This window comes from Acidithiobacillus caldus ATCC 51756, from assembly GCF_000175575.2.
In the GTDB taxonomy this organism is placed as follows: Bacteria; Pseudomonadota; Gammaproteobacteria; order Acidithiobacillales; family Acidithiobacillaceae; genus Acidithiobacillus_A; species Acidithiobacillus_A caldus.
Genome location: NZ_CP005986.1, coordinates 2,092,168 through 2,118,445 on the forward strand (window position 1 = coordinate 2,092,168; position 26,278 = coordinate 2,118,445).

At 60.9% G+C, this 26,278-nt stretch carries 20 protein-coding genes; 7 read left to right on the plus strand and 13 right to left on the minus strand.

Annotated features, from left to right (window positions below):
- Positions 1-125: 125 nt before the first annotated feature.
- Positions 126-1,685: a DHA2 family efflux MFS transporter permease subunit gene (locus tag ACAty_RS10205; protein ID WP_038472206.1), complete on the minus strand. Its 1,560-nt coding sequence runs from the start codon at positions 1,683-1,685 to the stop codon at positions 126-128.
- A complete protein-coding gene (locus ACAty_RS10210) occupies positions 1,682-2,110 on the minus strand; it encodes a universal stress protein (RefSeq protein WP_004873185.1) in 429 nt (142 codons plus the stop codon). Before ACAty_RS10210 ends, ACAty_RS10205 begins: the two co-directional genes overlap by 4 nt.
- A 135-nt stretch (positions 2,111-2,245) precedes the next feature.
- Here ACAty_RS10210 and ACAty_RS10215 point away from each other — a divergent pair, with 135 nt between their 5' ends.
- Complete coding sequence (locus tag ACAty_RS10215) at positions 2,246-3,628, plus strand: APC family permease (RefSeq protein ID WP_004873186.1); 1,383 nt, start codon at positions 2,246-2,248, stop codon at positions 3,626-3,628.
- Between the two features lie 72 nt (positions 3,629-3,700).
- Here ACAty_RS10215 and purL read toward each other — a convergent pair whose 3' ends face one another.
- Genes purL through dapA form a run of 5 tightly spaced genes read right to left on the minus strand, consistent with a single transcriptional unit; the run spans position 3,701 to position 11,677 of the window.
- Complete coding sequence (gene purL, locus ACAty_RS10220; RefSeq protein WP_004873187.1) at positions 3,701-7,576, minus strand: phosphoribosylformylglycinamidine synthase; 3,876 nt, start codon at positions 7,574-7,576, stop codon at positions 3,701-3,703.
- Positions 7,577-7,582: 6 nt separating this feature from the next.
- Positions 7,583-8,302: a phosphoribosylaminoimidazolesuccinocarboxamide synthase gene (gene purC, locus ACAty_RS10225; protein WP_004873188.1), complete on the minus strand. Its 720-nt coding sequence runs from the start codon at positions 8,300-8,302 to the stop codon at positions 7,583-7,585.
- Entirely contained in the window at positions 8,299-9,606 is a 1,308-nt protein-coding gene (gene purB, locus ACAty_RS10230) for an adenylosuccinate lyase (RefSeq protein WP_004873189.1), read from the minus strand. The genes purC and purB overlap by 4 nt, the downstream gene beginning before the upstream one ends.
- Entirely contained in the window at positions 9,603-10,760 is a 1,158-nt protein-coding gene (gene bamC / locus ACAty_RS10235) for an outer membrane protein assembly factor BamC (protein WP_004873190.1), read from the minus strand. Before bamC ends, purB begins: the two co-directional genes overlap by 4 nt.
- A 2-nt stretch (positions 10,761-10,762) precedes the next feature.
- Positions 10,763-11,677, minus strand: a complete 915-nt coding sequence (gene dapA / locus ACAty_RS10240; RefSeq protein ID WP_004873191.1) for a 4-hydroxy-tetrahydrodipicolinate synthase — start codon at positions 11,675-11,677, stop codon at positions 10,763-10,765.
- A gap of 869 nt (positions 11,678-12,546) precedes the next feature.
- On the opposite strand from dapA, the gene ACAty_RS10245 reads away from it, so the two are divergent.
- The 6 genes from ACAty_RS10245 to ACAty_RS10270 all read left to right on the plus strand — a co-directional run bounded on the left by ACAty_RS10245 (position 12,547) and on the right by ACAty_RS10270 (position 19,362).
- Entirely contained in the window at positions 12,547-13,317 is a 771-nt protein-coding gene (locus ACAty_RS10245; protein ID WP_014003311.1) for an alpha/beta hydrolase, read from the plus strand.
- A 105-nt stretch (positions 13,318-13,422) separates the two neighbouring features.
- Positions 13,423-13,713 carry a co-chaperone GroES gene (groES, locus tag ACAty_RS10250; protein ID WP_004868309.1) on the plus strand — a complete coding sequence of 97 codons (291 nt, stop codon included), beginning with the start codon at positions 13,423-13,425 and terminating at the stop codon, positions 13,711-13,713.
- A gap of 49 nt (positions 13,714-13,762) precedes the next feature.
- A complete protein-coding gene (gene groL, locus ACAty_RS10255; RefSeq protein WP_004868311.1) occupies positions 13,763-15,412 on the plus strand; it encodes a chaperonin GroEL in 1,650 nt (549 codons plus the stop codon).
- Positions 15,413-15,541: 129 nt separating this feature from the next.
- Entirely contained in the window at positions 15,542-16,144 is a 603-nt protein-coding gene (locus tag ACAty_RS10260; RefSeq protein ID WP_004868314.1) for a phosphoribosyltransferase family protein, read from the plus strand.
- Positions 16,131-17,828 (plus strand): adenylyl-sulfate kinase, encoded by a 1,698-nt coding sequence (cysC, locus tag ACAty_RS10265; RefSeq protein ID WP_004868315.1) that lies wholly within the window; start codon positions 16,131-16,133, stop codon positions 17,826-17,828. Before ACAty_RS10260 ends, cysC begins: the two co-directional genes overlap by 14 nt.
- Positions 17,812-19,362 (plus strand): NFACT RNA binding domain-containing protein, encoded by a 1,551-nt coding sequence (locus tag ACAty_RS10270; protein WP_004868317.1) that lies wholly within the window; start codon positions 17,812-17,814, stop codon positions 19,360-19,362. Before cysC ends, ACAty_RS10270 begins: the two co-directional genes overlap by 17 nt.
- Before the next feature lie 21 nt (positions 19,363-19,383).
- Here the strand turns inward: ACAty_RS10270 and ccsB are convergent, their stop codons facing one another.
- From ccsB to soxB, 6 genes are all read right to left on the minus strand, one after another.
- Positions 19,384-20,376 (minus strand): c-type cytochrome biogenesis protein CcsB, encoded by a 993-nt coding sequence (gene ccsB / locus ACAty_RS10275; RefSeq protein WP_004868319.1) that lies wholly within the window; start codon positions 20,374-20,376, stop codon positions 19,384-19,386.
- Positions 20,377-20,634: 258 nt separating this feature from the next.
- Positions 20,635-21,501: a sulfur oxidation c-type cytochrome SoxA gene (gene soxA / locus ACAty_RS10280; protein WP_004868320.1), complete on the minus strand. Its 867-nt coding sequence runs from the start codon at positions 21,499-21,501 to the stop codon at positions 20,635-20,637.
- 31 nt (positions 21,502-21,532) lie between these two features.
- The gene (gene soxX / locus ACAty_RS16230) at positions 21,533-21,922 is read right to left on the minus strand and encodes a sulfur oxidation c-type cytochrome SoxX (RefSeq protein WP_038472208.1); all 390 of its coding nucleotides are present in this window, start codon (positions 21,920-21,922) and stop codon (positions 21,533-21,535) included.
- The gene (locus ACAty_RS10290) at positions 21,919-23,769 is read right to left on the minus strand and encodes a cytochrome c biogenesis protein ResB (RefSeq protein ID WP_038472210.1); all 1,851 of its coding nucleotides are present in this window, start codon (positions 23,767-23,769) and stop codon (positions 21,919-21,921) included. Before ACAty_RS10290 ends, soxX begins: the two co-directional genes overlap by 4 nt.
- The gene (locus ACAty_RS10295) at positions 23,762-24,520 is read right to left on the minus strand and encodes a hypothetical protein (protein ID WP_004868328.1); all 759 of its coding nucleotides are present in this window, start codon (positions 24,518-24,520) and stop codon (positions 23,762-23,764) included. Before ACAty_RS10295 ends, ACAty_RS10290 begins: the two co-directional genes overlap by 8 nt.
- Positions 24,521-24,530: 10 nt before the next feature.
- Positions 24,531-26,264 (minus strand): thiosulfohydrolase SoxB, encoded by a 1,734-nt coding sequence (gene soxB / locus ACAty_RS10300; RefSeq protein WP_193787410.1) that lies wholly within the window; start codon positions 26,262-26,264, stop codon positions 24,531-24,533.
- Positions 26,265-26,278 lie beyond the last annotated feature (14 nt).

A 26,278-nucleotide genomic window follows, 5' to 3' on the forward strand; every position in this document is an offset into this window, starting at 1 on the left:
CTATCCCAACCCGCCGAGAACAACGACCTCGATCCACGCGCTCCGGTATCTCCGGATATTGTAGTCCACGGATGCGGACGGGGGCCACCGCAATCGTCGCTCCACTCTTGGCGGCATCGCCGGAATCAAAGCGGCGGGCTTTTCCCGGGGCCAGGATCGGTACTGGGCATGAAGAGCGCGATGAGCAAAACCGCCAGAAAACTGACCAACAAAAACGCAAAAGCGTCGAGAATACCGCGCATGGCCGCATGACGTTCCAGTTCCATGCCCAGGAGGTGCCAGGCTAAAGGCCCTTGAACCAGGCCCACCGCATCGAGGTAGTGGCGAACAGCGGGAGCGAATGCAGAAATATGCCCACCCATCTGGTTCCACGCTACCTGGGCTTGCTCCGTAAGGATGGTAGAGACGATGGCGATGCCTACCGAGCCTCCCAGATTACGCATCAAATTGAAAATACCCGAGCCCGCTGGCGTATTCGCCTTGCTCAAAGTAGTAAAAGCCAGGGTGAACAGCGGGATGGAGATTAGACCCAAGCCCAGACCACGAATGACCCCAGGCCAGACGATCCAGGCGGGGCTGATGTCGAGGTTGTAGTGCAGGCTCAACCAGGTGCCAAGGCTGCCCAGGAATACTCCGGCGATGATCATCAGACGCGGACTGGCACCGCGGTTCAGCAAGCGTCCTGCAGCCCACATGGAGATCCACGACCCAATACCCTGGGGCGCCATGACGAGTCCGGCAGTCTGCGGCTCGTAGCCCATGTAATTCTGCAAATAAATGGGCAACACCACCATGGTACCGTAGAGGGCAAGCCCGAAAAGCCCGATGCCGATGCTGCCCATGGTGAGGGAGCGATCGGCCAGGAGGCGCAGGTCCACGACGGGGCTACGCACGGAGAGGCTGTGCACGACAAAGAGCAGAGAACCGAGGGCCGCAACCACTGCCGTTGCGACGATGAAGCGGGAGCTGAACCAGTCGTCTTGATCGCCCAGGCTCAGGATCAACTGCAAGCTACCCAGTCCCAGGGTCAGCCACAACAGTCCCTGCCAGTCCAAGGGCCGCGGGTGCTCGCTGTGGCCAAAATCCGGAGCATAAAAAAACAGCAGGATCAGGGCGATGGCCCCAATGGGAAGATTGACGTAGAAGCACCAGCGCCAGGACAGGTCTTCTGTGATATAGCCTCCCAGCACCGGCCCGAGAATGGGGCCGAGCATGGTTCCCATGCCCAGAGTGGCCATGGCGATGCCCCTTTGGGAACGCGGATAGCTCTCCACCAAAATGGCCTGCCCCACAGGCACCAGAGACGCGCCAAAAACCCCCTGAAAAAAGCGCCACAGGACGATCTCCGGGAGACTGTGGGACTGCCCGCTCAAGGCCGAACATACGAGAAAACCGGCAACACTCGCCAGGATCAGCCGCCTCTGCCCGAAGCGCTCCACCAACAGCCCCGTCAGCGGCGTGACGATGACCATAGCCAGCATGTAGGTCGTCAACGCCCAGGTTATCTGGTTGCTGTTGGCGCGCAGGGAACCTTCCATGTGCGGCAAGGCCACATTGACGATGGTAATGTCCAGGACATTCATGATGATGGCGGTCATAACCGCCACCGTGATGGCCAGGCGGTGCGGAACGGGTGCGTTCTGGTCCCGATCATCCGGGAGGACACCCGCCTCGGCCGCACTCATGAGCGGGCAACGAGTACGGAACAGTGCGCCTGCTGACAGACCGCCTGGGCGACACTACCGATGAGCAGCTTGCGCATGCCCCGCCAACCATGACTTCCGACAACGATGAGCTGGGCCTGGACGCGTTCAGCTTCGGCGAGGAGGATATCGCTGATGTGCTTGCCACCGACGTCCGTTTCCAGCAGGCGCGTCTGCACGGAGATACCCTTGGACTGGGCGCGCGTTTGCAGATCTTGCAAAAGCTTGTGCCCTTCAGCTTGCAGAAACCGTATGGATTCGGGTGTGGCATAATAGGCACCATAGACATCGACGACGGTGACGATATGCAGTGCTTCGGAGGAATGCTGTGCCAGCTGAAAGGCCTCGTGTACCGCTGCCTCGGAGGCAGCGCTACCGTCCGCGGCCAAAAGGATTCTATGGAACATCGCTGATCCTTCGTTGAGTGGAATGACTTAGAACAGCATAGCAGAGCTTTTTATGCTCGCCGTCCCGGACCGTACGGGCTTCTCTGCCAACGGACCGGTATCCGGCAAGCGGAACACCACTGTCGAGGAGATCACTTGGTCACGCAACAACACAACATTCACGCCGTCAGCAGTCGCGAGGTCTGGGGACACGCGGTCGCCAACATCACTCCCTCGGCCATGGCAGCGGTCACCGTCGCTCTGGTGGCCATTCACGGCGGCGCTTTCACCTGGCTTGCCTACCTGGTCACTGGCCTCTTGATGCTTGGTGTGGCGTGGCAGATGGGCATCCTTGCCCGTCATTTCCCCTCGGGAGCCTCACTTTTCTCCTATCTTGCCCACGGTCTGCATCCCGTGGCCGGGCTCGTGGCCGGTTTCAGCATGATCCTTGGCTACGGCGGCGCGTTGCTGGCGGCCCCCCTTTTGGGCGGTCTCTTTTTTGCCGAGGCCTTGCGGCTGGTCATTCCCGCACCCCTTTTCGCTACGGAGATACTGGTCGCACTGGCCCTTGCCGGGATTTCCTGGCATCTGGCGCGTCGGGGTGCGGAGCTCTCCACCCGCTGGGGATTGTGGATCGAGCTGTTTTCCCTGGCCTGCATCCTGCTCCTGGCCTTCTGGGTATTGTGGCGCTTCGGTCTTCGCGACCCGGCGCAGACGGACTGGGGACAATGGCAGATGAAGCCCTTTCTGCAAGCCCTGGTCCTCTCCCTGCTGGCGTATGGCGGCTTCGAGACCGCCGGCAACCTGGTCGGGGACGCCCGCCGACCGCAGAGTATCCCCCGGATCATGCTCAGCAGCGTGTTCCTGGTGGGCGGTTTCTTTGTCTTCATGGCTTACGTGGAAACGCTGGCCTTCGCCCATCTGGGTCAGACCCTGGCATACAGCAACGCACCCTTATCCCACATCGCCCGCGATCTGGGTCTGCCGGAACTCGCCATCGCCAGCGACCTAGCCATGTTCGCCGCTGCTTTTTCCGCCAGCATCGCCACTTTCAACAGCATTTCCCGGATCTTCGCCGGCATGGCCGAACGCGGCGTCCTGCCCAGGCCACTGGCACGGCGGCATCCCCGCCATGCCACACCCAGCGTCGCCCTGGCCTTCCTCGCCGCAATCGTGCTCGCGGGTATCACCACGGTTGCCCTGACCCACATCCGGGTACTGAGCCTCGTGGATGTCTTTGGTACCTTCACCGGCCTCAGTTTCGTGCTGCTCTACAGCCTCGCCAACCTGGCCGCGACCCGATACCTCTTTCGCAGCGGCAACCCCTGGAGCTGGCTGAGCCTGGGTCTTGCGTTGATCACCATTCCCTTCCTGCTCGCTGTCCTCTGGGGAACCGTCTCGCCCTGGCCCGGTGGCGGCGTTGGCCTGGCGGTGCTGGCCTTTGCCGCCACCGTCGCCGGCAGCCTGACGGTGGGCATCGTCTGGGCGCGCAAGGCACCGCAGCGTTTGCGCCGGGTGCTGGCAATGGAACCTTCCTGAATCGGCACGGGATTCACTGCCCCAGGCAGAAGGGAGACCGTCCCTGTCCTGCGCCGCTCTAGCTTGCTCAGGCTAACGCAGCGCCCGGTGTGCGTTGTGGAAAAGCTCCATCCACGGGGTCTCACGGGGCCACTCGTCCGGACACCAGCTCATGTTGAGGCGACGCTGAGTACGCTCCGGATGCGGCATGAGGATGGTCACTCGTCCATCGGCATTGCAGAGGCCCGTGACGGCACCGTCTGAACCGTTGGGATTGGCAGGATAGTGCTGGGCAGGACGACCATGGGCGTCGACGTAGCGCAGTACGATCTGCTCTTCCGGCCGCGCCCCCGGCGCAAACTCGGCCCGTCCCTCGCCGTGGGAGACGACGATGGGTGCCTGCATGCCCGCAAGACCGGCAAAGAAGGGCGAGGGCGAATCCAGCACCTCCACCATGGCAAGACGGGCCTCGAACTGCTCCGAACGATTACGCCGAAACACGGGCCAATGCTCGGCGCCGGGAATGAGGTCGCGCAGCTGCGCGAGCATCTGGCAGCCGTTGCACACCCCCAGGGCGAGGCGCCCGGAGTCGGCAAAGAAGTCGGCAAACTGGCGACGCAATTCCGGGTGAAAACGGATGGACTTGGCCCAGCCTGCCCCAGCCCCGAGCACGTCTCCGTAGGAGAACCCGCCACAGGCGGCAAAAAGCGGGAAGTCCGTGATGCGCGCCCTTCCGGCGAGGAGATCGCTCATGTGCACGTCGACGGCCTCGAAACCGGCGCGGTGGAAGGCCGCCGCCATCTCCAAATGGCCGTTGACGCCTTCCTCCCGCAGGATGGCCACCCGTGGCCGCGTGCCGATTCGTAGGTCCGGGGCCCGCTGGCCACTGCGCACTCCAGTGGAAAAAAGCGGCGGCTGGATGGTCGCCACTTCCGCAAAGGCCTCAGCAGCACAATCGGGATCGTCACGCAGGGCCTGCATACGATAGCTGGGTTCGGCCCAAAGCTTCAGCAAATCCGCTGCCGATTCGCGAAGCACGGGCGTGTTCGCGGCCAGGATCTGCAACTCCCAGGACTCGCGCAGTACCGCACCGATATGCTGAAGTTGACGCCCGAGGCCAAGTTCCTCGGCAATGGCACGCAGACGCTGTCCATCGCGTTGACGCACCTGCACCACAAAGCCGGGCTCTTCGGCAAAAAGCCAGGCCCAGGCGTCGGCATGCTCCGGAAGATGGGCACGTATACCCAGGCGACTGGCGAAGGACATCTCGCAGAGGGTCGCCCAGAGTCCGCCGTCGCTCCGGTCGTGATAGGCCAGGACCAGTCCCTCGGCACGCCAGCGGCGCAGGCAATCAAAGGCCCCTCGCAGCTTTCGCGGATCGTCCAGGTCGGCGGGCTCACGCCCCACCTCGCCCAGGATCTCGGCGAGAATGCTGGCCCCCAGGCGCCCGCGTCCCAGTTCCATGAGCCAGAGTTCCGTATCCGCCTCGGCCTGCAGTTCCGGGGTCCAGGTCGCCTCGACGTCCCCCACCGGCGCGAAGGCGGTGACCACCAGACTCAGGGGGGCCACCACCTTCTTGTCTTGCCCGCCCTCCGTCCAGCTCGTCTGCATGGACAGGGAGTCCTTGCCCACGGGAATGCTGAGATTCAGCTGCGGGCAGAGTTCCAGAGCCACGGCACGTACGGTGTCAAAGAGCTTGGCATCCTCTCCCGGCTCGTTCACCGCCGCCATCCAGTTGGCCGAGAGCTTCACATCCCCAAGCTCGCGAACATCGGCGGCAAAAAGGTTGGTGAGGGCCTCGGCCACCGCCAGACGGCCGCTGGCCGGACCATCCAGCAGGGCAACGGGCGCCCGCTCCCCCACGGCCATGGCCTCGCCAAACCGGGAGCGAAAATCGGCGACGGAGACCGCGCAGTCGGCCACCGGTACCTGCCATGGCCCCACCATGGGATCACGGACGATAAGCCCACCGACACTGCGATCAGCAATGGTGATGAGAAACTCCTTGCTTGCCACCGTCGGATGCGCCAGCACCGCACGCGCGGCGGCACTCAGGGTCAGGCCGTACAGGCTGAGTTCGCTTCCCTCGCGCGCACATCGTGCGGTCTCGCGGCGCATGCGCGGGGGGCAGGCCAGCAAGGCGCCCAGATCCATGCGGATGGGCGTGTTGGCAAAAAAATGGTCGTCCACCCGCAGTTCCTGGGCCTTGGTGGCCTCACCCAGCACCGCCACCGGGCAGCGCTCGCGCGCGCAGAGGTCGAGAAACGTGGGCAAGTGCTTCGGCGCCACGGCCAGAACGTAGCGTTCCTGGGCCTCATTACACCAGATTTCCATGGGCGACATGGCGGGGTCCTCGTTGGGCACCAGTCGCAACTGCAGGTAACCGCCGCGCCCGCCATCGTGCAGCAGCTCCGGAATGGCATTGGCAAGGCCGCCAGCACCGACATCGTGGATGGACAGAATGGGGGAATCCTTGCCCATGGCAATGCAACGCTCGATGACCTCCTGGGCACGCCGCTGCATTTCCGGGTTTCCCCGCTGTACCGAGGCAAAGTCCAGGGCCTCGGAACTGCTGCCACTGGCCTGACTGGAAGCGGCACCGCCACCCAGACCGATGAGCATGGCCGGTCCACCGATGACCAGGATCTTGGCGCCAATGGGCAAGGATTCCTTGTGGATCAGGCTGGGACGGATCTGTCCAAGACCCCCGGCGAGCATGATGGGTTTGTGATAACCCCAGTGCAGGCCGCCGAAATCCGCCTCGAACACGCGCAGATATCCGGCCGTGGCGGCGCGGCCGAATTCGTTGTTGAAGGCGGCGGCGCCAATGGGGCCTTCCAGCAGGATATCCAGGCTGGAGCGAATCCGCGCCGGTCGCCCGTAGTCTCTTTCCCAGTGGTGTGTGAAACCCGGGATGCGTAGATGCGATACGGAAAAACCCGAGAGCCCCATCTTGGGCTTGCCCCCACGCCCGGTGGCTCCCTCGTCGCGGATCTCGCCGCCGCTGCCCGTGGCGGCACCGGGAAAAGGCGAAATGGCCGTGGGGTGGTTGTGGGTTTCGACCTTCATCAGGATGGCACCGGCCTCGCTCCGTTCCGTGTAGACCCCATCGGTACCGGCGTGAAAGTAGGTGCCAGCGGCGGCCGCTTCCATCACCGCGGCATTGTCCTTGTAGGCCGACAAGGTTCCCTTGGGGTGTAGGCGGTGGGTCTCCCGGATCATGGCGAAGAGACTTTGCTCAGCAGCGACCCCATCGATGACGAATTCGGCATTGAAGATCTTGTGGCGGCAATGCTCGGAATTCGCCTGGGCAAACATCATGATCTCGGCGTCGCTGGGGTCCTCCGCACGCCCGGCAAAGATCTGCGCCAGGTACTCCATCTCCGCCGTATTGAGGGCCAGGCCGAGGCGCGCATTGGCCGCCTGCAACGCCGCCATGCCGTCGCGGTGCAGTGGAATGCGCTGCAAGGGCCTCGGCGCCGGATGCTGGAAGATCTGTTCAGGCTGGTTCCAGTCGGGCAAAACCGATTCGGTCATGGGGTCATGCAGCAGGACCAGCGCTGCATCCAACGCCATTGGCGCGTGGGCATCCCCTTCCATCTGCAGGAACCAGGCGCGGCCACGCTCGATGCGCACGACACTCAACAGGCCACAGGAATGGGCAATTTCCGTCGCCTTCGTGGACCAGGGGGAAATGGTTCCGAGACGGGGTACGACGCAGACCTCGCGGGCAGCGGCATCGGGCAGGGCCGGGAACTCCTCGTCGTAGACCAGCAAGGCCTCGAGTCGTTCCTGCTCCTCCGCAGTCAGGGGGCCCAGGCTCTGCACGAGGTGGACAAACTGAGCCGAGATCCCGGCGACGGGTAGACCTGCCGCGCGCAGGCGCCGCAGGACCGCTGCGCAGCGGAAGGCCGACAGCGCGCGGGGCCCCCGTAAGACCTGGTAGCGGTGCAAGGATTCCGAGGCCATGGGCGGCTAGGCGTCCGTGGCAATACCGAGCCGGCGCGCCACCTCGATGTAGGCCTCGACCACACCGCCGAGACCACGGCGGAAACGATCCTTGTCCATTTTTTCCTGGCTTTGCACGTCCCATAGCCGACAGCCGTCTGGGCTAAATTCATCGCCCAGGAAAATCTCACCAGCGAAGCGACCAAACTCCAGCTTGAAATCCACCAGGATGAGGCCAACCTGGGCGAATCGTTCGCGCAAGAGCGCGTTGACCCGCAATGTCCAATACTCCATGCGCTCCACTTCCTCGGCGTGGGCATAGCCGAAGGTACGTATGTGCGAGCGATTGATCATGGGATCGTGCAGGGCATCGTTCTTGAGGAAAAACTCCAGCACTGGCGGCTCCAGCAACCGCCCCTCCTCGACGCCCAGACGACGGCAGAGGGACCCGGCGGCGCGATTGCGCAGCACCGATTCCACCGGAATCATGTCGAGACGGCGCACCAGGCTGCGTCGCGCGTCCAGTCGCCGCAGGAAATGGGTAGGAACTCCATGCTCCTGCAGATAGGTCTGGATATAGGCGTTGAACGCATTGTTGATCTCGCCCTTGCGCGCCAGCTGCTCGCGTTTTTCGCCGTCGAAGGCCGAGGTGTCGTCCTTGAAAAAAAGCACCAGGGTATCGGCATCCTCGCCCGGATAAACGATCTTGGCCTTACCTTCGTAGAGGGCCGCGGGAACGTCACTCATTGGGGACGCCCTTCGGGAAATACCCGGGCAAAGATGGTATCGACGGACTTGCGGTGGTAGTCGAGGTCGAAAAGCCCGGCCAGTTCCTCGGGATCCAGGTGGCGCCGAAGCTCTGGATCCTGAGCGAGCAGGTCCTGAAACTCCTGGCCCGACTCCCACACCCGCATGGCGTTTTTCTGCACCAAGCGGTAGGCGTCCTCGCGCAGCATGCCCTTTTCCGTCAAGGCCAGCAGCACCCGCTGGGAAAAGATCAGACCGTGGGTGCGCCCCAGGTTTTCCAGCATCCGCTGCGGGTAGACCACCAGGCCCTCCAGCAGGCCGCTGGCACGATGCAGCATGAAGTCCAGGACGATACAGGCATCGGGACCGATGACGCGCTCCACACTGGAGTGGGAGATATCGCGCTCATGCCATAGGGCGATGTCTTCCAGGGCCATGCCGGCGTATCCGCGCATGAGCCGTGCCAGCCCCGTCAGGTTCTCCGAAAGGATGGGATTGCGCTTGTGCGGCATGGCCGAGCTGCCCTTCTGGCCCACGCTGAAGGGTTCCTCAGCCTCCAGCACCTCGGTGCGCTGCAGGTGACGGATCTCCACCGCGATTTTTTCTATGGAGCCGGCAATCACCGCCAGCGTCGAGAAGAATTGCGCGTGTCGGTCGCGTGAGATGACCTGGGTGCTGGCCGCCTCCACCTGCAGACCGAGTTCGGCGCAAACGCTGGCCTCGATGGCCGGGTCGATATGGGCGAAGGTCCCCACGGCGCCGGAGAGCATGCCCACGGAGATCGTGGCTATGGCATCGCGCAGCCGTGCCAGATTGCGCTGTGCCTCCGCCCGCCATACCGCCACCTTCAGGCCAAAGGTGATGGGTTCGGCGTGAATGCCGTGGGAGCGGCCAATCATGATGCTGTCCTTGTATTCCCAGGCGAGGCGCACCAAGGCTTGGTCCAGACGCTGCAGACCTTTCTCCAGCAGTTGTCCGGCGCGGCGCAGCTGTAGAGCGAAACCCGTATCCACCACATCGGAAGAGGTCAGACCCTTGTGGATGAAACGGCTGGCCGGCCCCACATGTTCGGCCACCGAGGTGAGGAAGGCGATGACGTCGTGCTTTACCTCTCCTTCTATCTCGGCAATGCGCTGGGCATCGAAGTCGGCCTTGGCCTCGATCTCGGTGAGCGCATCGGCCGGAATCTCCCCGCGCGCGGCCATGGCCCGGCAGGCCGCCAACTCTACTTCCAGCCAGGCCCGATACTTGGCGTTCTGATCCCAGAGGGCCCCCATTTCGGGGCGGGTGTAGCGCTCGATCATCCCTGGCCCTGATCCTTCGGGCTCAAGGCACTCTGCAGCCGGTCGAGAATATCGACGGCGGCCTTCTGTCCAGCCTTGCCCTCATCGCTGGGCGCCACGGTCTCCAGCACACTGCCCTCGTTATCCTTCATGCGCAACAGCTTGACGGTGACGTCCAGAGGCTTTTCCTTGCGTGGTCCACTGAAAATGTGGGTGATCTTGTACCAGGCCTGGCTGAACATGTTGCCCACCATGCCGCCGGAGTGCTGCGCCTCACCGCCGCCGGCACGCACCTGCACGGACCACACGCCGATAGCCTCGTGGGTGACCGGATGGTCCAGACCGCGCAGCGCCATTTCCACGGCGGGCTCCGCTTTTTCCGGCACCTGGTTCAGCACCAGATAGGGACCGAGATCGTCACGATAACGGGTGACCTTGATCACCGGCATCTCGGCCATGATCACCGAATGTTCCAACTGCTGGCGCACCGCCTCCAGGAGATCCCGGTTACGGCTGGCTTCCGCCGTCTGCTTGCGCCAGTTTATGGTGTCGCCGTCCGGGTTGTTGAGATAGCGCTCCTGCTCGAGATGCAGTTCCTTGGAACCGTCCGCGGCACTGCTCAGGCGAAAGCGATAGCGCATCTTGTGGCTCGGCGCCAGTGCCGTACCAAAGATGCGGCTGATCCCGGATCGGGTGTACTGCCACCCCGTCTCCAAGGTACCCGCTTTGGCGGAAAATTTTTCCACGGGGATCTTGTCCCTGGCGAGCACCTCCCGGACCGCCTTCCAGATCTGGTCGTCACTGGCCGAGGTCACGAGATAGAGGTCTGCACCCTGACCAGCCAGCGATGCCGAGACCCCCGGCAAGGTCTTCTCTTCGATGGGTTTCTCACCCGGCGCCACCCTGGGTACGAAAAGACCATAACCGCCGGAGCTGCGGGCCCCGGAAACCTCCCTGGCGACCTCACTGGCACTCACGGGCCCACCGGGCACGGTCACCCCCGGCGCCGGTGCCTGCGCCAGTAGATCGGGCGGCACCTCCAAGGGCTTCATGAGTTTGGCGTCCTGATAGTTGGGACCGGTGTTGCTCTTGAAGAAAGGCAGATAGGAACAGCCGCTCAACGCGACCGTGGCGAGGGTGGCTACAGCAAGACTTCGGCCCAGCGTACGGCCCATGATCAATGCGCTCCTTGAGGGGCGGATGTGGAAACGAGGCAGTGCGCCTGCCCGAGACTACGGCGCAGACGCTCGCGAAATGCTTCGGCCAGGGGCAGCAGCGGCAGCCGGATCCCGGCCTGGATCCGGCCCATTTCCTGCAAAGCCCACTTCACCGGAATGGGATTGGATTCCAGGAACAAATCCCGATGCAGGGGAACCAGCCGCGCATTGATCGCGCGCGCCGCGGCAAAGTCCCCCGCCAGCGCCGCCGTCATCAGATCCGCCATGGCCTTGGGCGCGACATTGGCCGTCACCGAGATGACGCCGTGGGCACCAAGGGCCATGGCCGCCAGGGCCTCACCATCGTTGCCACTAAAGACCCGTATGGACGCCGAGCGTTCCTCGCAGAGTGCCAGGATCTCTGCCACTCGGTCCACGTGGCCGCTCGCCTCCTTGATACCCACGATGCAGGGGCGCTCCGCGAGTCTGGCCACCGTCTCCGGCAGGATATCCCCAGCGGTCCGACCCGGCACGTTGTAGAGAATCATGGGAAAGTGGCAGGCATCGGCAATGGCCAGATAATGCCGATAGAGGCCCTCTTGCGTGGGCTTATTGTAGTAAGGGCTGACCAACAGCGCGGCATCCGCTTGTACTTCCATAGCCGCCTTGGTGAGTTCAATGGCCTCTGCCGTGGAATTGGCGCCGGTACCGGCGATGACGGGTATCCGCCCCCGACATTGCTCGACCACGGTCCGGATGACCGCCACGTGTTCCCGGACGTCCAGAGTGGCCGACTCCCCCGTGGTGCCCACTGCCACGATGGCATGCGTACCCTCGCTCACATGCCACTCCACGAGATCCCTCAAGGCATTGAAATCTATGGATCCAGACGGATCCATGGGGGTGACGAGCGCCACCATACTGCCGTGAAACATCGAAGCTCCCGCGCATGCCTGCTCTGCAGTTTAAAGGCAGATGGTACTTGCCGCGCCACGATCTTGGCAAGGTCGCAGGGACGCCGGGGAGCCCCGCCGAACCGCGGCCCACCGGCCCCATGGCCGTGAGAGGCCGCTCCGCGAGTGAGCGCAAACGCCATAGCACCGCCCCAGGCTTACCAGCACATCGCGTACCTGACCAAGCGGAGTATGGTTCCGTAGACGACTAAATGCTTGCAATTACCCTATTTAGCGGTGGATATAAATCAAACAACCATCCGGTTACACCGCAATTACATTTTTTACAGTCTATTGTAATTATTTGGAAAAGTTGATCCTATTTTCTGCTTATGTTTTCCTGATAACGGGACGCTTATTGCCACATTGCATCCTATGTCCGGGAATCGACGGCCCATCCTGGTAGCCATGGCTCGGGTAGCTGCGACCCAGACCGTGGGCTATGCGCTTGCCTCCTGAATGCCGACCTACTTTTTTACCGAAGAACCGAGTCGCGGCGGTAACCAGAGCCCACCACCTTGCCCCTTACGGTCAAGGTGGTGGGCTGGAGATTCGTTCGCACGGCATCTACGGCGCAGATGGAACTTTGCCACGACGTCCCACTCTAAGATCGTGCAAGCAGCTGTGATGGTTGCGAGCGCATGTTTCTTCCTCCTTTGGTGGTTTTGGGCGAGGCTCAGGTCTCGCCCTTCTTTTATTTTCCGACCGGTCAGGATGTAGTTGCATGCTGCCTAGACCTTTGCTAATATTGTCTGGCAGCCAAATGCTGGTTGCGAGCGCATGTTTCTTTCCTCCTTTGTGGTTTTAGGGGCGTCCTTGACGCCCCTTTTTTCTGGCCGCAAGCTGATGGCATGCATCCAGCAGAGATTCCCTTCACCCTGCGCCACCCGAGCACAGAATGCGTCCGTGGTCGCTGGCAGGATGGCGGCTCGGGGCCCGTTGGCGTGTTCCTCCCGGGATTCGCCTCGACCATGGCTGGCAGTAAGTCCACCCTCCTCGCCCGCTTTGCCCGACAGCAGGGCTGGCCCTGGTGCCGTTTCGATTATCGTGGCGTGGGCGAGTCCGATGGCAACTTCGCCGAGCTTACCCTCTCCCGCTACCTAGAAGATCTCGCCCTCGTGCTCGACTTCATCGGTGACCGCCCGGTCCTGCTGGTGGGATCCAGTCTGGGCGGCTGGGTGGCGGCACTGGCGGGACAGCGCTGGCCGCAGCGCATCAGCGCTCTCTTGCTCATCGCTCCCGCCTTCAACTTCATCCCTTTGCTTTTTGCTGCACTGCCCGGCAACGAACAAGAAGACTGGCGCAAGACCGGTCTGCGCCGCTGGCGCGATTCCTACGGTCTTGGGGAGTTGGAGATGCGCTTTGACCTCGTGGCCGACAGCGCGCAATACGATCTTTTTCGCGAACCACCCGCCTATCCTTTTCCCGTCCACATCCTGCACGGCAGCGCCGACACGGCAGTGCCCCTGCAGCGCAGCTTCGATTTTGCTGCCGTGGCGCGTGCGCGGCCCTTGTGTGTCGAGCCGCTTTCCGGGATCGACCACCGTCTGCGTGGGGCAGACACGGCACTGTTGCGCTCCACCTTCCATCTCTACTGCAGCGTCAGCCCCCAACGGCCTTGACAGGCCATACACAAGCTTTATCATTAGCACTCGATGGCGGCGGCTGCTAACACGCTGCCAGTGAGGATCTGTCCCAAACAATCCAGTCACACGAGGAAATGTTCTATGAAACTGCGTCCTTTGCACGATCGCGTCGTCATTCGCCGTCTGGAAGAAGAACAGAAAACCGCCGGTGGCATCATCATTCCCGATACCGCCAAGGAAAAGCCTGTCCAGGGTGAGGTGGTGGCCGTAGGCAACGGCAAGATCCTGGAAGATGGCAAGGTGCGCGCTCTGGATCTGAAGCCCGGCGATCGGGTGCTCTTTGCCAAGTACGCCGGTACCGAAATCAAGGTCGAGGGTGAGGAGCTGCTGGTCATGCGCGAAGACGACGTCATGGCCGTGATCGACAAGTAAGCCTCAGCGCCGTTCCCGTAAACTCCTAATGCATTGATGAGGTGAGTATATGCCAGCCAAACAAGTAGCTTTTGCCGAACACGCCCGCGAGAAGATGCTGCGTGGCGTCAACATTCTTGCCGACGCCGTCAAGGTGACTCTGGGCCCCAAGGGCCGCAATGTGGTTCTGGACAAGTCCTTCGGCGCCCCCACCATCACCAAGGATGGCGTCTCAGTTGCCAAGGAGATCGAGCTTGCCGACAAGTTCGAGAACATGGGCGCGCAGATGGTGAAGGAAGTCGCCTCCCAGGCCTCCGATGAGGCCGGTGATGGCACCACCACCGCCACCGTACTGGCCCAGGCCATTATCCGTGAGGGCATCAAGGGCGTCATCGCCGGCATGAATCCCATGGACCTCAAGCGCGGCATCGACAAGGCCGTGCAGGTCGTGGTCGAAGACCTCAAGAAGCAGTCCAAGCCCTGCAAGACCCAGAAGGAAGTGGCGCAGGTGGGTACCATCTCCGCCAACTCCGACGAGTCCATCGGCAAGATCATTGCCGAGGCCATGGAGAAGGTAGGTAACGAGGGCGTCATCACCGTCGAGGAAGGCTCTGGCTTCGAGAACGAACTGGACGTGGTGGAGGGTATGCAGTTCGATCGCGGCTACATCTCGCCCTACTTCGTCAACAACCAGGACAAGATGACCGCCGAGCTGGAGAATCCCTACATCCTCCTGCACGACAAGAAAATCTCCAACATCCGCGACATGCTGCCGGTGCTGGAGCAGGTAGCCAAGGGTGGTCGTCCCCTGCTGATCATCGCCGAGGATGTCGAGGGTGAAGCCCTGGCGACTCTGGTGGTCAACAGCATGCGCGGCATCATCAAGGTCGCGGCGGTCAAGGCTCCGGGCTTTGGCGATCGGCGCAAGGCCATGCTCGAGGATATGGCCATCCTCACCGGCGGTCGGGTCATCTCCGAGGAAGTGGGCATGAAGCTGGAAAGCGCCAGCCTCAATGACCTGGGTCAGGCCAAGAAGGTGACCATCAGCAAGGAGAACACCACCATCATCGATGGTGCTGGTCAGCAGAGCGAGATCAAGGCGCGTGTGGAGCAGATCCGGCGGCAGATGGAGGAAGCTACCTCCGACTACGACAAGGAAAAGCTCCAGGAGCGTGTCGCCAAGCTCGCCGGTGGTGTGGCGGTCATCAAGGTGGGCGCTGGCTCCGAGATCGAAATGAAGGAAAAGAAGGCCCGCGTGGAAGACGCCCTGCACGCGACCCGTGCGGCGGTGGAAGAAGGCATCGTCGCCGGCGGTGGCGTCGCCCTGATCCACTCTCGCCACGTGCTGGAGAAGGTCAAGGTGGCCAACCACGATCAGGAGATGGGTGTTGCCATCGTCCGTCGGGCCATCGAAGAGCCTTTGCGCCAGATCGTTGCCAATGCCGGTGGCGAGGGCAGCGTCGTCCTCAACAAGGTGCTGGAGGGCAAGGCTGGCCATGGCTTCAACGCTGCCACGGGCGAGTACGGTGACATGTTCGAGATGGGCGTCATCGACCCCACCAAGGTCACCCGCACGGCCCTGCAGAAGGCGGCGAGTGTTGCCGGCCTCATGATCACCACCGAGGCCATGATCACCGAACTGCCCAAGAAGGAAGACAAGGGCGGTGCCGGCGGCGACATGGGTGGTATGGGCGGCATGGGCGGCATGGGCGACTTCTAACTCCCGCGCAGCCTCCGCAGACCGCAACGGCCCCTTCGGGGGCCGTTGCTGTTTGCATTCCTGCACAGATTCATCCATGCGCCGCCGGCACGGCTGTGGCAGAATGCGTGGCCTAAAGGAGAATTCGACATGGTCCAGAACCCGAACCGCCTTACTACCCACCGCATTCACATCCAGGGTGTGGTACGCGATCTTCCCCTGTTTCCCGTGGCACCGGAACTCGCCATTGCCGTGCTCAACATTCTCGGCGATGTGGAGCTGTGCGAGGCGGCGGCCGCGGGCCTCACGCAAGCACTGCAGGGCATCGACTACCATTGTCTGATCACCGCCGAAGCCAAAAGCATACCACTGGCCTATGCCATGGCCCGTCAGAGCGGCAAACCCTACGTCGTTTTGCGCAAGCACTACAAAACCTACATGGGCGCCGCTCTGGAAAGCAGCAGCCACTCCATCACCACCGGTCACGCCCAGAAGTTGTATCTGGACGCCAAGGATCGCGCCACGGTGGCCGGACGGCGCGTCGTCCTGGTAGACGACGTCATCAGCACGGGCTCGACCCTGACGGCCATGGAGAACCTCATGCACGAGGCCGGCGCCGTCGTTGCCGCTCGCGCCGCCATCTGCACCGAGGGCGATCCAGATCGCTGGCGGGATGTCGTGGCCCTGGCGCACCTGCCCCTTTTTCCCTGGCCTGCCGCAGAGCACCCCGAGGGCGATCATGGCCACTCCTGATTCCGGCCGCGCTGCACTTCCCACGGCCGATGCCGTGCACGTACTGAGCGAGCGCCAGCGCTGCGACCTGGAGCTCCTGCTCAGTGGCGCCTTTGCACCGGTGACGGAGTTCATGGACGAGCCGACCTGGGAGTCGGTCTGCGCGCACCAGCGCTTGCCCGACGGCAGACTCTGGCCCATGCCCCTGACCCTGGAAGTGGATGAGGCAACGGCGGCGCACCTGGGCGCGGGTGCGGTACTGCGCCTGGAACGTAACGACGGCACGCCGCTGGCGCGCATGACCGTGGCGAGTCTCTACCGTCCCGATCGCCTGTGGGAAGTACAGCACATCTACGGCAGCAGCGACCGCCGCCACCCCGGCGTAGCGGAGACCCTCGAGCGTCTGCCCGTCAACATCGCTGGGAGTGTCGTCCCCTGGGAAGACGGTGCCCTGGAACGCGCTGCCGCCGTGGATTTCCCACCGGAATATCGGGCTCCGGCACAGGTCCGCACTGCCCTCGCCGGCGCCCCAGCCCTCGCCTTTCAGACCCGTAATCCACTGCACAACGCCCACATCGCCATTACCCGGGCGGCCCTGGAGCGTCTTGGATCGCAGGCGCGGCTCCTGTTGCATCCGGCCATCGGCCCAACGCGTCCGGGTGATGTGGAGGCTTCTTGGCGTATGCGAGCCTACCGGGCGGTCCTGGACCACTATCCACGGGACCGGGTACTGCTATCGCCGTTGCCCCTGGCCATGCGCATGGCCGGGCCACGGGAAGCGCTCTGGCACGCGCTGATCCGCCGCAATTTTGGCGCCAGCCACTTCCTGATCGGTCGCGGCCACGCCGATCCGGGGCACTGGGATGGCGGGCTGTTCTATCCGCCCTTCGCCGCCCAGGAGTGGGTTGCCGCACACCGTGAAGAACTCGGCATCGAACCCGTTTTCATGCCGGAATACGCCTATTCCCGCGCTCGGCAAAGCTACGTACCCGCCGCCGAGGCCAATGGCGAGCGGCTCGAAGGGATCTCTGGCTCGGAATTACGCCGGCGCCTTGCCGCCAACGAAGACATTCCCTCGTGGTTTTCCCCGCCGGAGGTCATTCGCATCCTGCGTCAGGCCTACCGCGGCGCCGACCGCCGCGGTCTCGTCCTCTGGTTTACGGGCTTGTCCGCCAGCGGCAAAAGTACCCTGGCCGGCATGCTCGCACGGCAACTGGAAATTCACGATGAACGGGCGGTGACCTTGCTCGACGGCGATGTCGTTCGCCGCTTCCTCTCCAAGGGGCTGGGTTTCGGTCGCGAGGACCGGGACGAGAATATCCGCCGCATAGGTTTCGTCGCCAGCCTCGTGGCGCGCCACGGCGGAATCGCCATCGTGGCGGCCATTTCCCCCTACCGCGACGCCCGTGCCGAGGCACGCAGACTGGTGGAAGAGGCCGGCGGCGCCTTCGTGGAAATTCACGTGGCAACGCCCCTGTCGGTCTGTGCAGCCCGCGATCCCAAGGGCCTCTACGCCCGCGCCCTGGCTGGAGAGATCGCTTCCTTCACCGGAGTCGACGACCCCTACGAGGCACCGGAGCATCCGGATATCGCCATCGATACCAGCCACCTTCCGGGTCAGGCGGCTCTGCGGCTTCTCCTCGACAAGCTGACCGACCTGGGTATTCTCGGTCAGGGCGGTGACCATCGTGAGCCCGGTCCGTGATCCAGTCTTGTCCATGGATGCACTGCAACTATGGACCGCTGCCTCTTGTATCGCGCCCTTGGTGGAGGGAGCCGCACTGCGGGAAGCCAAGCTCGGCGCCGGCTGGCTGCGCCTTTGCTTCGGTACTCGAACCTCTCTGGTCATTGCCCAGCAACGGGCACCTCTGGGGCTCTGGCTTGCCGACCCCTGTCCGCAGTCGCGGGTCGGGCATCCGGTCGCGCTGGGGCAGCTCCTGCGCGGCTTTTTGCTGCAACGGATCGACGTACCCTGGGGCGATCGCATCCTGCGTCTGAGCTGGGAGCGCGTTACCATCACCAAGGAAAGGCAGCATCGCCACCTCATTGCCGAATGTTTCGGCGGTCGGGGTAACCTCGCCGTCACCGACGCGGACGACAGCATTCTCTGGGCGTGGCGCTGGGATCGTCTGGATAGCCGGGAAATGCGCTTTTTGCCTGGGCATCGCTACGCCTCGCCGGCGCGAGGCCGGGCTGCAACACGACCCTTTGCCGATACCCTGAGCGAACCGCTACAGCTACTCGGCCCGCGCGCGCGCAGCGAGGCTGAGGACGGATGTCTCGAGCCCGCCCGCCTCGATCAGGCCTTGGTTGACCGTTGGGCAAAACCGAGCGGCGACTGGTACCAGTGGCGCTCCCAAGACGGCTCCCGGATTCGCTATCCCCTGCGCCTTCGTGGGTCCGCCACCACGATCCCCGCTCTGCAAGCCCTGCGGCTCGAGGCGCCGCCGTGGGAACAGGATGCCGAGAACCGCCCCGATCCAAACGCCCTGCAACGACAGAGGCTGGATCGTCTGAAACAGCGGATGGCCAGGGTCCGGGAAGATCTGATCCGCTGGCAGCGTGTCCCGGATACGGTACAGCGGGATGCAGAGGCACTTTTTCAGATGCCCGACGCCGTCCATCCTGGCGGCGCCTTGGAGGTACCCGACTATCGCAGTTACGGTATTGGACGCAGAACCGTATCCGTACCAGCCGGATACCGTTTGCACGACTACGCCCGCCACCTCATCAAACAACGCCAGCGCGCGCAACGCGGTCGAGAGGCTTGTAGTGAACGGCTTCGCCAGTTGGAGGAGGAGCATGCCCGCCTACTGCAAGCATCTTTGACCGACGTGCCGGCCACACCGGAAAAGCCAGGAAGGCGTCGCCAGCCGCAGGGCTTGGCTCCCGCCATCGAGTCCCGGGAGATCGACGGTTTTCAGATTCTCTGGGGACGCAATGCCAAGGCCAATGACCACCTCACCTTTCGCTTGGCCCAGCCCTGGGATCTCTGGTTCCACGTACAGGATCAGCCAGGCAGCCACGTCCTGCTCCGTCGTCCCCGCGACCGCCCCGTACCCGAAAAGGTACTGGATGCCGCCGCCCAGTTGGCCTTGCAGTTCAGCAGCGTTCAAACCAAAAGTGCCGATGTCGACTGGACCGAGGCACGCCACATCAAGCGACACCCCAATGGCGCACCAGGTCGCGTCCTGTACCGGCACTTTCACACGCGCCGGGTCCGGCGTGTCGGCTCCTGATCTGCCGGCGCCCTTTACTGCCTAGAGTTTGGCATAGGAATGCAGGCCACCCAAGAATAAATCCACACCGATGAAGCAGAAGGTGACCGTGACCAAGCTGATCACCGACCACCAGGCCAGGGTATGCCCCGTTGGTCGCGCCGAACCCTTACGCGAGCGCAGATGCAGGAATGCCGCGTAGTTCAGCCAGACGATAAGGGCCCAGGTCTCCTTGGGATCCCAGGACCAGAAACCACCCCAGGCCTTGGCCGCCCAGACGGCACCAAGGATCGTGCCCACCGTAAAAAACAAAAAGCCAAACATGATCATCGAGCTCATGATGCGTTCGAGGCGTTTGCCGTCGGGCAAGCGCTCTGCCAGGACAGTGCCCAGTCGCCCGGCTCTTTCACGCAGAAGGTAAGCGAGACCCACCATGGCCGCCAGATAGAAGTTGGCGTAGGCTATGAATTCGCAGGGTACGTGAATCTTGATCCAGAAACTTTGCAATGCCGGGATGACCGGTTGAATCTGGTTCTGATGATAGGCCACGCCCACCCACACCAAAAAAATATCGGCTATCAGGATCATCGGCATGGCAAAGGCGCCCAGCCCTCGCTTTTTCTCTTGCGCTTCATAATAGAGATAAAACAACGCCGTGGTCGTACACAGAAGCACCATGGCATCGTACATGTTGGTTACCGGAATGTGTCCCCAGCTGGGATGACCAACATAGGTCTGCTTCCAACGAATGGCCAAGCCTGCATAGCCCAGGACCACGGCCACCCAGGCAAAACGATGGCCCCAGTCACCACTGGCCTGATGCCCAGCGTAAAGATAACGATAATAACCCACCGCACTCAGCGCAATGGCGAGACTCATCCAGTAGAACATGGAGGTACTCTGAAAGATCCAATACAACAAGGCACTGGTCTTTGCCGTGTAGCCCAGATCGTAGAGCGCCACACCAGGTGCCGCCACCGCCAGAACCACCAGAAATAGTCGGCGAAATGCGGGCCAGCGCAAACCGAACCACATCAATCCGGCATACCATATACCAAGAATGATGTATTGCCAGAGCCAGAAGTCCGCACGAAATAAAAACCAAACGAACAAAGAGCCGACGCTAAGGAACGCTATCCATGCACGTCTTTGCCATTTTTCCTGTGCTGCGTAAGTGCCGACGCTTTCTAACCGATGACCTATCTCCGCAGTATCCAAAGCCATAGCTGTCTCCTCTTGCAGTCCCGAGCACCCCGCGCTTGACGCGGCACCCCGGGACCGACGGACGCGCCATCAGGGGCGATAACCCGGCACGTTGATCTTGATGCCATTACTGATGTAACTCATAAAGTAGTCGAGGTTGCGATAATCCGCGCTTTGCAGTTTTTCCGGTTTGGCACCCACCTTCTTGTCGCAGCCAATAAAGCGCTTCTGGAAGGTATTCACCGCACCCCAGGCGGCACGATAGGTAGGATAATGTGCGCTCTGCCCCAAAAGTGGAGAGATGATCTGTGCCCGAAGATATTTGCCCGCGTAGGCCACGTGACAGGTAGCACAGCTGAAATTCAGCTGCCCCCGCCGCATGAAATAGTAGGCTTTTCCCTCCTCGAAGGCCTTGACCGCACCTGGCCCCTGTACCTTCACATCCACCGGCATCCCGTTGGACAGACTGGTGAAGTAGGTTTGCAAGGCGATCATGCTGGAGCTACCGTAACGCAGGGGTTTCAGGTGATTCTCGACCCTGCAGGCATTGATGCTCATGGCCGCCGTCGTCACCTGATGGGTCTTGGCGTTGTAGTACGGATAGCCTGCGGCAACGCCCTTACCGCCGTGCGGAAAGCAGGACGCATAGGTCTTGCCGTCGGGAAACTTGCTATCCCACAGTTTCTTGCCCTCGCTCAAGGTAAGATCGCCAGGATTGAATTGGATTGCCTCTTGATACTGCTGATAGAGTCCCTTATTGAATGCATAACTACCCAGAGCATATTGCTGGAGGCTCATCTTTGGAAACTGCTCCTTGAAGTACTCGTGAAACTCCTTCAAGGTACGCCGCGGGCCGACCTTGGTGTTGCCAAGATCCCACCAGTTGATGTCGTCTGCCTGCACGCCAAGGGCCACAGCCCCAAGCGCCAGCATCGCGATTGCTGCGATTTTTTTCATGATAAATCCTCCTGGATACAACGCCCACAGATCACTTTAGCGACCAAAGATAATCGGTCACCAAGCCAATCTGGTGATCCGTCAAGACCTTATCCTTACCAAATCTCGGCATATTGATATGGGGAATGACTTTTTCCGGGTCGTAAATAAACTGCACCAGCTTCTCCCGATTCTTAAATATCACGTGAATGGGCAGCTCACTGAGATTTGGACCAACATTGCCCGCCTGTACTCCACCTGGCAAGACATGGCACGCCAGGCAATTTCCCTGTGCCTTGTTAAAGGCAATGGCCCTACCCGCGGCGATATTGGCCGCGTTGATGGGTGGAATACTGCCGGCGACGGCAACGCCAGTACCTAGCAATGTCAAGCAACCCAGGGCCAATATCTGACCCTTTCGAACCGCTCCAAACCTAGTCATGACCTTCTCCTTTCTTGCGTCCGATCCTGCTCCCCTCCAGCCAGTTTCTCGAGGATTTCACCAAACTGTTGTGAAAAATCTTCAATATCGCGAGACGTATCGCCACCTGCGATAATTTTGGTTCTCCCAAAGGGCTCTTTACCAACGGCCAGCCAGATCCGTTTCCTGGGTACATAAAACAGCACAAAAATACCACCTACCAGTAAGGCACAGGCAAAATAGACGATGGACATGCCAGGGTACTTGGTCATCTCCAAACCGGCCGCCCAATGCAGCGATAGACCACGCATGAGCACCAGAAAAGGCAGGGGATAGGTATGCAGGGATTGCAGAGCCACCAGACTTGCCCGCAAAAACATCCGATTTTGCTCCCCTGGCAGATACACACCGCGACGTTGCTCCAAACGTGTCAGTGTTCGCTGAAACACCGTAGAACTCGCAACTGCGCCGTGGCGCGCTGCATTTTCCAGAGCTCCAAGATAATGCACAAACAGGCTCACGCCTCCCTTGGCCCCAACGGGTAAGGCAAGAAAATGGAAACCATCGGCATCTTCAGGGCGATAAGCGACCAACTCATAGGCTAAGCCACCGTGGTGCAAAGGGTGCAGAAAGGTTTTCAACACGATCGGTGGCCGCCCGTGCTGCGCTACGGTGTAGCGCGCCATCGGACCCAGGTTCACCATTTCATGACCGGGTCGTGCGGCGAGCCCGACAGACTTGCGCGGCACCACGTTATCCACCTTGAGGGCAACCACCTTGAGATCATAGGCTCCGGCGCCGGTAACGAAGCTCTGACCGACACGTGCCCGTATACGGACACCAGACGCAGCGGGTGCGAGCAACGAGTAACTCATGAGGTGCAAAGTAGACGGTCCCGCATTGTAACTAGACTGATAGATGTTTACGCCATCCACCGTGAGCGGATGATTGACGCGAACATCGTGCGTTACCAGCACCCGGCCATCGGGCTTAAGCACCGTAACTTTGGAAACATAATCTTTGGCGAGACCGTCACGATAGTGGGTAACCCGAAAACTATCGAGGCGGACGACGAAAGGCAGGCGCTGCACCAGAAATCCATCGCCCACCAATTCGAACATCGCATTGACGCTCTGGCCCACGGGGATCGTAATGATACCACGAAAGGAGAGCTGATTTGGCGAAAGCCAGCGATCCTTTGGCACCTTGGACAAAGGCAAGGCGAAATCTTGCTCCGGTTTCACCGCACCCGTCCATTGCGCTATTTTCAAGGGTATATTGGCGTTGTACAGCGCTCCGGCACAAAAAAGAATGATGGCAACGTGCGTAAAAATATAACCAAAACGATAGTAACGACCTTTTTGGGCCGCCAACAACAACGTATCATCCAGCGCTGGCACACGTTTGACCCTGTAGCCTTCGTCCTTCAACAGGACCACGGCCTTCTCATACACGATGGCTGCGGACCCGGCTACAGAGACTTCGTGGTGAACCGGTCTGCTATCGATAGTCCGCGCGTTGAATCCTGTATCCCGCCGAAACATATCGCGCAACATGTGCGGTGTATTGCGCGCTACACAGGAGGTCGTCGACAGCACCAGGAAAGCAACGATACCCATGTACCAACCACATCGGTACACATCGTAAAGATCCAGATTGCCAAAGACCTGGTACCAGAACGGTCCAAATTGCTGCAGGTAATTACCCACAGATTCCTGCTGCGGGAGAATCGTACCGACAATGGACGCGATGGCCACAAAGAGCAATAAATGCACCGCCAGGCGCATGGAAATGAGGACGTTCCACAAAACGCGGCCAAGCGGTCGCCGGTATGGAGCGACATAGACCGCGTTACCCGTGCTAGCCATTCTGGGGAAGCTCCCCAGCCGCCGGCATGGTCCCTTCATCCCTCGACTTGAGGAACCACATCTGAATCAAACTCAAAGCCATTCCCAGCAGGGCAACAGGACAGGACAGAATTCCTCCCACCAGAACCAGCCAGACGAAGTCTGGATTCTGCTTGGTCAGAAACCAGCCTGTGAAGTCCAGGAAAAATGCCAGGAAGGGTAGGCCCACCACCACGATCTTCAGCCATCCCGGTGTGCGCGTACGGACAAATATCCAGCCCGCCAAGAAGAAAATGACGCCGAGTGTGGTTAGATGAATCATCCCGTTCATGAGCATGGCAGAATAGGGCATTCCCATGTCCACGTGTGCCTGGCTTTTGAGCAGCGAGAAGGTTCCGATGTTCGGCATGCCAATGGCGTGACACTTTAGGCAATTACCATTGATCAACGGGCGTACCTGCTGCTGGTAATAGCTTTTGCTTTCGCCACCCTTGACCCAGGTGTTGACCACCGCCTGCATTTTGCTGCGCTCGTTGACCGGAACGTGTGCCATGACCATCATGCTGGGCAACATGGTCTGTAGCTTACTGGCACTGCGATTACCGTAATAATGAATGACGAGGTCCTGCATCTGGACGCCGGGCTTACCATTCAGCCCGGCGATGGTGATGTAGGTATACGCCTCGGCCGAGAGCAATCCCAGACCCACCAAAAAGATGAAACCAGAGAAAAGAATCTTTTCTACCAAAGATAGGTCGGGCAGGCTTTTCATGACGGGCTTCTCACAAGTCGTATTCTTTGGGATAGGCTATCCCCGGATTACCTTTCATATTCTTGGTCAGAACCGGATTATCTCGGTGGTCGACACGTACGGTCTTCTTGTCCTTCAACCACTTGGAGAAAATATCCCAGACCGGCGTACCCTCTACTTTCTGCATGGCTGCCCAGCCCGCAACCTTGTACTTCTTGCTTGGGTGCACCATCTTGCCGCCGACACGCAGGTCTGTGATACGCTTGTTGATAGTCTCCGCAGGATTGAAAGTGTACTGGATGTTTCCGACGCGAATCATATCGCCGCCCTGAATGTAGTAGGGATCGGGATTGAAAAGATTATCCGCCACCTGCTCCATGACATTCTTCAGTTCGGCGCCCGTGTACTCCGTAACCGTAACCTCCGGATACGTGATGGCCGTCTGCCCCATGACGTCTTCCATGGTGATGGTCTCACCCGGGAGCTTGGTATAGCCCCAACGGAAGCCGGGCGAGAACGCCACTTCACAGTCCATCTCTTCACGCAAGGCGTTACAGATGAGCTGATCAAAGGTGCCGTTGAAGTTATCCCGGCGATACAGCAGACTCTCCGTAACGGCAAGAGGCTCGGCCAATTTCTCCGCATAAGGAGCGCGTACCTTCTCGATATACGCAGACATTTCCGGATCGGCCGGGATCATATTGGAGAGGATGGGCAGGTAGTAGAAGCGGAATCCCTTCAGGCGTCCTTTACCGACATCCAGATCGAAGCGTGCCAGAAATTTACCATTGGTACTGGTATTGATGATGAGTGTCTTGTTGATCAGTACCGGCTTCGGCCCCATGATTTCGTGGGTGTGTCCACCGAGGATGATATCGATGCCATGCACCTGTGACGCCATCTTCTTATCCACATCCGCGCCATTGTGGGACAAGACGACTACGACATCGGCGTGGTGTTTTTCGCGGCACTCGTCCACCATTTTCTGCATGTGCTGCGGATGGATGCCAAACGACCATTTGGGAATGAAGTAGGCCGGGTTGGCAATGGGCGTGAACGGGAAAGACTGGCCGATGATGGCCACCTTGCGGCCGTTGATCTCACGAATGTCGTAGGGATCGAAGACCGGCTCATCCCAGGGGATAGTAAAGACATTCTGGGACAAAAACTTCGCGTTGAGCTTGTGCTTGAGCAGATACTCAACCCGGTCGGCACCGTAGGTGAATTCCCAATGACCGACAAAATAATCCTCCTTGAGCAAATTCTGCGCCCCGACCATGTCCTCGGCCTTGGTCCACAGACTCGTGGCGGAACCCTGCCACGCATCGCCGCCATCCAGCAGGATCGCACGGTTACCCAACTGTTCACGATAGCGTTTGACCAGGGTCGCGATATGCGCATATCCGCCGATCTTGCCGTACTTGTGCGCCATGGCGTCGAAGTCCAGGCAAGACAGCGCATAACCCTCTGGGGTATCTGCTTTGATGCCGTAGTAATCCAGCTTCCATTTGCCCACCAAGTGGGGCGTCACGCCCCACTCGTGCTGCTGCCGGGTACCGATGTTGGTACCGGGCTCGCGCCACCAGACCGGCAGCAACTGCGCGTGGGTATCGGTGATGTGCAATAGGGTTACGTTACCGTAGGGTTTTATCTCGTAGGGATCCTTACCCGATCCCCAGGATGCGGCCACAGCGCCGGGTGCCAGAAACCCGCTGGCACCAGCTACGCCCAGGATGGCCATAAAATCTCTTCGTGATAAGTTCATGCGGCTACACTCCT

What these genes read in the sequence shown, in the direction of transcription:
- ACAty_RS10205 (WP_038472206.1), bottom strand. Translation starts at nt 1,685, where the DNA reads ATGAGTGCGGCCGAGGCGGGTGTCCTCCCGGATGATCGGGACCAGAAC.
- ACAty_RS10210 (WP_004873185.1), bottom strand. Translation starts at nt 2,110, where the DNA reads ATGTTCCATAGAATCCTTTTGGCCGCGGACGGTAGCGCTGCCTCCGAG.
- purL (WP_004873187.1), bottom strand. Translation starts at nt 7,576, where the DNA reads ATGGCCTCGGAATCCTTGCACCGCTACCAGGTCTTACGGGGGCCCCGC.
- purC (WP_004873188.1), bottom strand. Translation starts at nt 8,302, where the DNA reads ATGAGTGACGTTCCCGCGGCCCTCTACGAAGGTAAGGCCAAGATCGTT.
- purB (WP_004873189.1), bottom strand. Translation starts at nt 9,606, where the DNA reads ATGATCGAGCGCTACACCCGCCCCGAAATGGGGGCCCTCTGGGATCAG.
- bamC (WP_004873190.1), bottom strand. Translation starts at nt 10,760, where the DNA reads ATGGGCCGTACGCTGGGCCGAAGTCTTGCTGTAGCCACCCTCGCCACG.
- dapA (WP_004873191.1), bottom strand. Translation starts at nt 11,677, where the DNA reads ATGTTTCACGGCAGTATGGTGGCGCTCGTCACCCCCATGGATCCGTCT.
- ACAty_RS10245 (WP_014003311.1), top strand. Translation starts at nt 12,547, where the DNA reads ATGCATCCAGCAGAGATTCCCTTCACCCTGCGCCACCCGAGCACAGAA.
- groES (WP_004868309.1), top strand. Translation starts at nt 13,423, where the DNA reads ATGAAACTGCGTCCTTTGCACGATCGCGTCGTCATTCGCCGTCTGGAA.
- groL (WP_004868311.1), top strand. Translation starts at nt 13,763, where the DNA reads ATGCCAGCCAAACAAGTAGCTTTTGCCGAACACGCCCGCGAGAAGATG.
- ACAty_RS10260 (WP_004868314.1), top strand. Translation starts at nt 15,542, where the DNA reads ATGGTCCAGAACCCGAACCGCCTTACTACCCACCGCATTCACATCCAG.
- cysC (WP_004868315.1), top strand. Translation starts at nt 16,131, where the DNA reads ATGGCCACTCCTGATTCCGGCCGCGCTGCACTTCCCACGGCCGATGCC.
- ccsB (WP_004868319.1), bottom strand. Translation starts at nt 20,376, where the DNA reads ATGTGGTTCGGTTTGCGCTGGCCCGCATTTCGCCGACTATTTCTGGTG.
- soxA (WP_004868320.1), bottom strand. Translation starts at nt 21,501, where the DNA reads ATGAAAAAAATCGCAGCAATCGCGATGCTGGCGCTTGGGGCTGTGGCC.
- soxX (WP_038472208.1), bottom strand. Translation starts at nt 21,922, where the DNA reads ATGACTAGGTTTGGAGCGGTTCGAAAGGGTCAGATATTGGCCCTGGGT.
- ACAty_RS10290 (WP_038472210.1), bottom strand. Translation starts at nt 23,769, where the DNA reads ATGGCTAGCACGGGTAACGCGGTCTATGTCGCTCCATACCGGCGACCG.
- ACAty_RS10295 (WP_004868328.1), bottom strand. Translation starts at nt 24,520, where the DNA reads ATGAAAAGCCTGCCCGACCTATCTTTGGTAGAAAAGATTCTTTTCTCT.
- soxB (WP_193787410.1), bottom strand. Translation starts at nt 26,264, where the DNA reads ATGAACTTATCACGAAGAGATTTTATGGCCATCCTGGGCGTAGCTGGT.